Below are 6,914 nucleotides of genomic sequence, written 5' to 3' on the forward strand. Positions count from 1 at the left end.
GGGGCCCTGGGCACTGCGTAACACTGGCACTGCATAACATGGGAATTGTGGAGATGGCGGGAATCGAACCCGCGTCCAACGGTGCGGAATCAGGGCTTCTCCGTGTGCAGTTCGCTGTGCTTTTCTCGGCCCCGGCAATCACGCGAACAAGTCGCCGACGGGCCCAGTCACTGTTAGATTTCCCTCTTCACCCCGTGACCGGGATCAAGGTTTAGTCCCCTAGCTGATGCCAGGATCCGGGTCGGGAACACTCCCGGGCTGACACTCCCTTTAGTAAGGAGCGGCTCGTCGCTACCTAGAGATCAGGCGGCGAGGGCGAGCTGCAACTTGGGAGAATCGCTGTTTGTATTGGCGATTATTTTTTTCGGCCTGTGGTTTACGAGATCATGGCCGCTTCCTCGACACGCTTCACCTGCTTCGACAGCCGCTGTCGAAACCGATCATCCCCATGTTGTTTTTTCAATCCCTCCGAGGAGGGAGGCGCACCCTCGGTGAGGTGCAGTCACCATCGTACGTGACCCACGCGCACCGATGCCACCGAATAACCCGTCGCTACCCGTGCTGCTGCTTGCGCCGCACCGCCGAGACCGCCCGGTCCGTCTCACGCCGGTCCTGCTTCTCCCGCAGTGTCTGCCGCTTGTCGTACTCCTTCTTGCCTCGCGCCAGCGCGATCTCGATCTTCGCCCGGCCGTCCTTGAAGTACAGGGCGAGGGGCACGATCGCGAGCCCCGACTCCCCCGACTTCGACTCCAGCTTGTCGATCTCCGCACGGTGCAGCAGCAGCTTCCGCTTGCGCCGGGCGCTGTGGTTGGTCCAGGTGCCCTGGCTGTACTCCGGCACGTGCACGTTGTGCAGCCACGCCTCGTTGCCGTCGAGCTGCACGAAGCCGTCGACGAGCGAGGCCCGCCCCTGACGGAGCGACTTCACCTCGGTACCGGTGAGGACCAGACCGGCCTCGTAGGTGTCGATGATGGCGTAGTCGTGGCGCGCCTTCTTGTTCTGGGCGACCAGCTTGCGCCCTGTTTCCTTAGCCATAGTGCGGCCATTTTCGCACTACGAGGGCGCGGAAAGGAAAGTCGATTACCGGGAAGACCACGGAGGACCACGGAGGACCACGGGAGCCTACGAGGGATCGCCCAGCCCGGTGAGCACGGTCTCCGCCTGTTCCAGTGCTCCCCGGTCGGCGTCGAGGTCGGGCGTGAGGCCCACCCCGTCGACGCCCCGCCCCGACGGGGTGCGGTAGTGGCCGACGGTCAGCTCGGCGACGGAGCCGTCGGGCAGCCGGCTCGGCATCTGCACCGAGCCCTTGCCGAAGGTCCTGGAGCCGACGACGACCGCCCGGCCACGGTCCTGGAGCGCGCCGGTGAGCAGCTCGGCCGCGCTCATCGTGCCGCCGTCGACCAGCGTGACCAGCGGTCGGGTGGTGTCGCCGCCCGGTTCGGCGTGCAGGGCGCGCTGCTCGCCGTTGACGTCGTACGTGGCGACGAGGCCGCCGTCGAGGAAGGCGGAGGCGGTGGTGACGGCCTCGGTGACCAGCCCGCCGGAGTTGCCGCGCAGGTCGAGAATGATCCCGGCGCCGGCCGGGGCGTCCCGGACCGCGCCGCGCACCACCTGACCGACGCCCTTGGTGAAGGCCGCGACCCGGATGACGGTGACCTTGCTCTCGGCGACCTGCCGGACGGTCGCGGAGTCCGTGGAGAGCCGCGCCCGGCGTACGGTCTCGCTCCACGCGCGCGTGCCGCGCTCCAGCCCGAGCCGGACGGTCGTACCGGCGGCGGCGTCCTGCGCGTCACCGCGCAGTAAGGAGACGACCTCGGTGACCGGCTGCCCGTCGACCCTGTGGCCGTCCACACTCCGCAACCGGTCGCCGCTACGGATCCCGGCGCCGTCCGCGGGCGACCCGGACCGCACCCTGGTGACCTCGATACGGCCGTCCCGCTCGCGCCGCGCCCACAGTCCGACGCCCGTGTACCGGCCGTCGAGGGCCTCCTCGAACTCCTCGTACTCCCCCGGGGAGTACACCGCTCCCCAGCGGTCCCCGCTGCGGCTGACGGCGCGCTCGGCGGCCTCCATGGGGGACTTGCCGTCGGCCATGGCAGCGGCTGCGGCCGCGGCGACGTCCTCGTGGTGTCCCGCGGGGGTGGCGGAGCGGGCCCGGTCGGGGAGGGCGGTCTCGCGCTCGGCCGGTTCGGGGAACGAGCCGGTGGCGGCGCCGGCGACCAGGACACTGGCGAAAAGCAACGTCAGAGCCGCCCCGCGGCCCGCTCGGCGGGGCTGTGTGAACAGTGCTCGGCCCGACATGCCGGTGAGTCTAGGACAAGCCGAAGGGCCGTACGGTCGGTTGTCCGAACGGCCCCCTTGGCATGCGTCACACCTTCAGGTACTTGCGCAACGCGAAGAAAGCGGCCAACGCGGGCATCAGCAGACTCGTCGCGAGGATGAGCGGAAGCTTGGTGAGTACGGCGTCCCAGCCGATGAAGGTGATCAGGTTCAGCTTCTCGGACAGGGCCAGCCCGTGATCGATGATGAAGTACCGCCCGACCAGCAGGAAGGCACAGGCGACACCGCCGCCGATCAGCCCGGCGACAGCGGCCTCCATGATGAACGGCGCCTGGATGTAGAACCCGGAGGCACCGACGAGCCGCATGATCCCGGTCTCACGCCGACGGCTGAACGCGGACACACGCACGGTGTTGACGATCAGCATCAGCGCGACGACGAGCATCAGCGCCATCACCGCCCGGGCGGCCCAGTTCATGCCGTTGAGCAGCCCGAAGAGGTTGTCGAGGATGCCCTTCTGGTCCTGCACGGACTGCACACCGTCACGCCCGTCGAAGGCGGTCGCGATGACCTGGTACTTCTCCGGGTCCTTGAGCTTGATCCGGTACGACTCCTGCATCTGGTCCGGGGTGAGCGAACTGGCCAGCGGGGAGTCGCCGAACTGCTCCTTGTAGTGCTTGTAGGCCTCGTCCGCGGACTCGTACGTGACCTTCTCCACGACCGAGTCCATCTTCTCCAGATCGCCGAGGATCTGCTTCTTCTGGTCGCTGGTCACCGCGCCCTTGGCACAGTTCGGGTCGGACTCGGCGTCGCTCTTGTTGCAGAGGAACACCGAGACGTTGACCTTGTCGTACCAGTAGCCCTTCATCGTGCTGACCTGGTCACTCATCAGGAGCGACCCGCCGAACAGGGCGAGGGACAGGGCGACGGAGACGATGACGGCGAAGGTCATCGTCAGATTGCGACGGAGACCGACACCGATCTCCGACAGTACGAACTGGGCGCGCATGGCGAGCTCAAGCCTTTCCGGGAACTCCGAGGACCGTCGACGTCACTGACCACCAGTGATCGCCGGTGACCGGGACCGACATCGACCGTCAGTGCTGGTAGCCGTAGACGCCGCGCGCCTGGTCGCGGACGAGACGGCCCTTCTCCAGCTCGATGACGCGCTTGCGCATCTGGTCGACGATGTTCTGGTCGTGCGTCGCCATCACCACGGTCGTACCCGTCCGGTTGATCCGGTCGAGCAGCTTCATGATGCCGACGGAGGTCTGCGGGTCGAGGTTGCCGGTCGGCTCGTCGGCGATCAGCAGCTTGGGCCGGTTCACGAAGGCCCGCGCGATGGCGACACGCTGTTGCTCACCGCCGGACAGCTCACCGGGCATCCGCTCCTCCTTGCCGCCGAGGCCGACGAGGTCGAGCACCTGGGGCACGGACTTGCGGATCTCGCCCTTCGACTTGCCGATGACCTCCTGCGCGAAGGCGACGTTCTCGGCGACCGTCTTGTTCGGCAGCAGCCGGAAGTCCTGGAACACGGTCCCCAGCTGGCGCCGCATCTGCGGCACCTTCCAGTTGGAGAGACGCGCGAGGTCCTTGCCCAGGACGTGCACCTGGCCGTGGCTGGCGCGCTCCTCGCGGAGGATCAGCCGCAGGAAGGTGGACTTTCCGGAGCCGGAGGACCCGACGAGGAAGACGAACTCACCCTTCTCGACCTCCAGGGTGACATCCCGGAGGGCGGGGTGATTCTGCTTGGGGTAGACCTTGGAGACGCTGTCGAATCGGATCACGGATACACCACGGACCATCGGGGGCAGGTGACCGTGACCATACGCGAACCGGGGACGCGAGCGCAGGCGCGGGAGTGCTTTGCGCAAGGGTTGTGCCCATTTATGACGGTCGGCGGCGGCCCGGGATCTTCGACTGACCCGGGTGAGCGGTGGGCAGGATAAGGCGAACCGCGCCGAAATCCGCGGAACCTGGCACAGTGGAGCGTGTAGTGGGGAACGGTTGCGTTCCCGAAAGCGTTGTGTACGTGGAAGCGGCGCAAGGAGGGCAAGGCGCATGACGTACGACCGATTGGTGTGCGCGAACTGCGCGGCGCCCGTGAGCGAGGGACGCTGTCCCGTCTGCCGGGCCAGCCGCGAGCGGCTGCAGCAGGAGGGCCCGTTCGCCGGACTGAACCCGATGGCGCTGATCGCGCTGCTGGCGGTGCTGATAGCGGCACTGGCACTGGTGGCTCACCAGACGGCATAGCCCGGGCGCGGTGCCGGAGAACCGTCACAGACACACGAAGGGCCCGGAGCGACGAAGCTCCGGGCCCTTGTGTGTACGCAGGGCGTACGAACTACCGGGTACGGCGGGTGCTACTAGGCAGCTGCGCCGCCACGGCCACCCACGAGACGCGGGAGGACGCGGAAGGCGATACCGCCGGCGATCATCGTGGCGGCACCGATGATCAGGAAGGTCGTCTCGGCGGCACCGGTCTCGGCGAGCTCGGCGCCCGAACCCTGGGCAGCGGTCTCCGAGCCCGTGTCGGTGAGGGCCGAGGAGCCCTCCTCCTGGACGGAGGTGTTCGAGCCGCCGTCGGGGTCGGTGTTGCTGTTCCCGCCGTCGGAGCCACCGTCGGTGCCCGTGCCGCCGCCGTTGTCCGTCGGGTCGTCGGACGGGGTGTCGGTCGGGTCCTCGTCGGTCGGCTCGCTCGGCTCGGTGGAGGGCTCCTCCGGCTCCGAGGGCTCCGGGATGGCCGTGGTCGGGTCCGGGTCCGGCAGGGTGGGCTCCGGGGCCGACGGGGTCGGGTCCGGCTCCGGCAGAGTCGGGACTCCGGTCGGGTCGCCGGTCGGGTCCGGGTCCGGGCTCGGCGTGCCGGCGCAGATCGCGAGCAGGTCGCACTCGTCCGCGGAAGCTATGCCGGCGGCGGTGAACGACGCGCCGGCGGCGATGACCGCCCCGGCCGCGATCCGCGCGACCCGTATCCGCGTCTTGTTCGTCATATGGCTGGTACCCCCAGTAGCTGAATTCGTCATTGGTGCCGCGCTCGGGGCCGCCGTGATCGACAGGGGCGGCAGTGAGCGCCCCCGGTTCACATGCGCCCCAGAGATACGCATGCCGAGCCTTACCTTTTCGATTTTCCAAGAACACGTCAAGGTCGTTGCGCGCGCAATGTCCCCTTGCTCCTCGCTTGCCGCACATCGGACCCTGTGAGTGTGATGTAAAACCCAGACATCCCCCCACAACAAAGCAACCGCCGCCCGGTGGGCGGCGGTTGCTTTGTCGACAAGGAGCCCTTCGGGCGGGTCCTGCGGGGTGCTACTTCTCCTGCTGCTTGCGCCAGCGAATTCCGGCTTCGAGGAATCCGTCGATCTCACCGTTGAACACGGCCTCGGGGTTGCCGACTTCGAACTCCGTCCGCAGGTCCTTCACCATCTGGTACGGGTGCAGGACGTACGAACGCATCTGGTTGCCCCAGGAGTTGCCGCCGTCGCCCTTGAGGGCGTTCATCTTGGCCTGCTCCTCCTGGCGGCGGCGCTCCAGCAGCTTGGCCTGGAGCACGTTCATCGCGCTGGCCTTGTTCTGGATCTGCGAACGCTCGTTCTGGCAGGAGACGACGATGCCGGTGGGGAGGTGGGTGAGGCGGACCGCGGAGTCGGTGGTGTTGACGCCCTGGCCGCCGGGGCCCGAGGAGCGGTACACGTCGACGCGCAGCTCGGACTCGTCGATCTCGATGTGGTCGGTCTGCTCGACGACGGGCAGGATCTCCACACCGGCGAACGAGGTCTGGCGACGGCCCTGGTTGTCGAAGGGCGAGATCCGGACGAGCCGGTGGGTGCCCTGCTCGACGGAGAGGGTGCCGTAGGCGTACGGCACGTTGACGGCGAAGGTGGTCGACTTGATGCCGGCCTCTTCGGCGTACGACGTCTCGTAGATCTCGGTCTTGTAGCCCTTCTGCTCCGCCCACCGCAGGTACATGCGCTGCAGCTTCTCGGCGAAGTCGGCGGCGTCCACGCCACCGGCCTCGGCGCGGATGTTGACGAGGGCCTCACGGGCGTCGTACTCGCCGGAGAGGAGGGTACGGACCTCCATCTCGTCGAGGGCCTTCTTCACGGAGGTGAGCTCGGACTCCGCCTCGGCGCGGGTGTCCGGGTCGTCCTCCTCCTCGGCCATCTCGAAGAGCACGCTCAGATCGTCGATCCGTCCGCGCAGCGCCTCGGCCTTCCTCACCTCCGCCTGGAGGTGGGAGAGCTTGCTGGTGATCTTCTGCGCTTCCTCCGGGTCGTCCCACAGGGACGGCGCTGCCGCCTGCTCCTCGAGCACGACGACATCTGCCCTCAGCTTGTCGAGGTCCAGGACGGCCTCGATCGACTCCATGGTCGAGGAGAGGGACTTGAGCTCTTCGGATACATCGACGACTGCCACGACACCAGCGTAACGGCTCCGCCGGGCGCCCGGTTTTCCGCCCATCCACTCGTCCGGCGTTCACAGCAGAGGTCGATACAGCCCAGGCGTCGTTTCCCACCCAGCCACCCGTTTGCTGCAGCCATTCAGCACAAGCGCGGGCATTTCAGCCCGTTGGGGGTTCCCCCTCTGGGGGAGTTTGAGGACGAGGCCTTCGGGCCGACAGCGGGGGTCTGGGGGGG

7 protein-coding genes and 1 other RNA gene are annotated in these 6,914 nt (G+C 67.7%); 1 reads left to right on the plus strand and 7 read right to left on the minus strand.

The window, feature by feature from the left end:
• Positions 1-45: 45 nt before the first annotated feature.
• The 5 genes from ssrA to ftsE all read right to left on the minus strand — a co-directional run bounded on the left by ssrA (position 46) and on the right by ftsE (position 4,067).
• Positions 46-448, minus strand: a transfer-messenger RNA (tmRNA) gene (ssrA, locus tag STRTUCAR8_RS48905).
• Positions 449-552: 104 nt separating this feature from the next.
• Positions 553-1,035: an SsrA-binding protein SmpB gene (gene smpB, locus STRTUCAR8_RS12190; protein ID WP_006375991.1), complete on the minus strand. Its 483-nt coding sequence runs from the start codon at positions 1,033-1,035 to the stop codon at positions 553-555.
• An 87-nt stretch (positions 1,036-1,122) separates the two neighbouring features.
• The gene (locus STRTUCAR8_RS12195; protein ID WP_078507179.1) at positions 1,123-2,301 is read right to left on the minus strand and encodes a S41 family peptidase; all 1,179 of its coding nucleotides are present in this window, start codon (positions 2,299-2,301) and stop codon (positions 1,123-1,125) included.
• Positions 2,302-2,368: 67 nt separating this feature from the next.
• A complete protein-coding gene (ftsX, locus tag STRTUCAR8_RS12200; RefSeq protein WP_006375987.1) occupies positions 2,369-3,289 on the minus strand; it encodes a permease-like cell division protein FtsX in 921 nt (306 codons plus the stop codon).
• Between the two features lie 88 nt (positions 3,290-3,377).
• Positions 3,378-4,067, minus strand: coding sequence for a cell division ATP-binding protein FtsE (gene ftsE / locus STRTUCAR8_RS12205; RefSeq protein WP_044472073.1), 690 nt, complete (start codon positions 4,065-4,067; stop codon positions 3,378-3,380).
• A gap of 274 nt (positions 4,068-4,341) precedes the next feature.
• Between ftsE and STRTUCAR8_RS12210 the strand changes: the two genes are divergently transcribed.
• Positions 4,342-4,533, plus strand: a complete 192-nt coding sequence (locus STRTUCAR8_RS12210) for a hypothetical protein (RefSeq protein WP_006375989.1) — start codon at positions 4,342-4,344, stop codon at positions 4,531-4,533.
• A 113-nt stretch (positions 4,534-4,646) separates the two neighbouring features.
• Here STRTUCAR8_RS12210 and STRTUCAR8_RS12215 read toward each other — a convergent pair whose 3' ends face one another.
• Together STRTUCAR8_RS12215 and prfB are read right to left on the minus strand one after the other, a co-directional pair.
• The gene (locus tag STRTUCAR8_RS12215; RefSeq protein WP_006375992.1) at positions 4,647-5,270 is read right to left on the minus strand and encodes an LPXTG cell wall anchor domain-containing protein; all 624 of its coding nucleotides are present in this window, start codon (positions 5,268-5,270) and stop codon (positions 4,647-4,649) included.
• Positions 5,271-5,586: 316 nt separating this feature from the next.
• Positions 5,587-6,693, minus strand: coding sequence for a peptide chain release factor 2 (gene prfB, locus STRTUCAR8_RS12220; protein ID WP_006375990.1), 1,107 nt, complete (start codon positions 6,691-6,693; stop codon positions 5,587-5,589).
• Positions 6,694-6,914: the final 221 nt, after the last annotated feature.

The sequence above is a fragment of the Streptomyces turgidiscabies Car8 genome (assembly GCF_000331005.1).
Lineage (GTDB): Bacteria > Actinomycetota > Actinomycetes > Streptomycetales > Streptomycetaceae > Streptomyces > Streptomyces turgidiscabies.

Bases quoted from the DNA above. Each gene is read 5' to 3' on its own strand.
- STRTUCAR8_RS12215 (WP_006375992.1), bottom strand. From the start codon at position 5,270: ATGACGAACAAGACGCGGATACGGGTCGCGCGGATCGCGGCCGGGGCG.
- STRTUCAR8_RS12195 (WP_078507179.1), bottom strand. From the start codon at position 2,301: ATGTCGGGCCGAGCACTGTTCACACAGCCCCGCCGAGCGGGCCGCGGG.
- STRTUCAR8_RS12210 (WP_006375989.1), top strand. From the start codon at position 4,342: ATGACGTACGACCGATTGGTGTGCGCGAACTGCGCGGCGCCCGTGAGC.
- ftsX (WP_006375987.1), bottom strand. From the start codon at position 3,289: ATGCGCGCCCAGTTCGTACTGTCGGAGATCGGTGTCGGTCTCCGTCGC.
- smpB (WP_006375991.1), bottom strand. From the start codon at position 1,035: ATGGCTAAGGAAACAGGGCGCAAGCTGGTCGCCCAGAACAAGAAGGCG.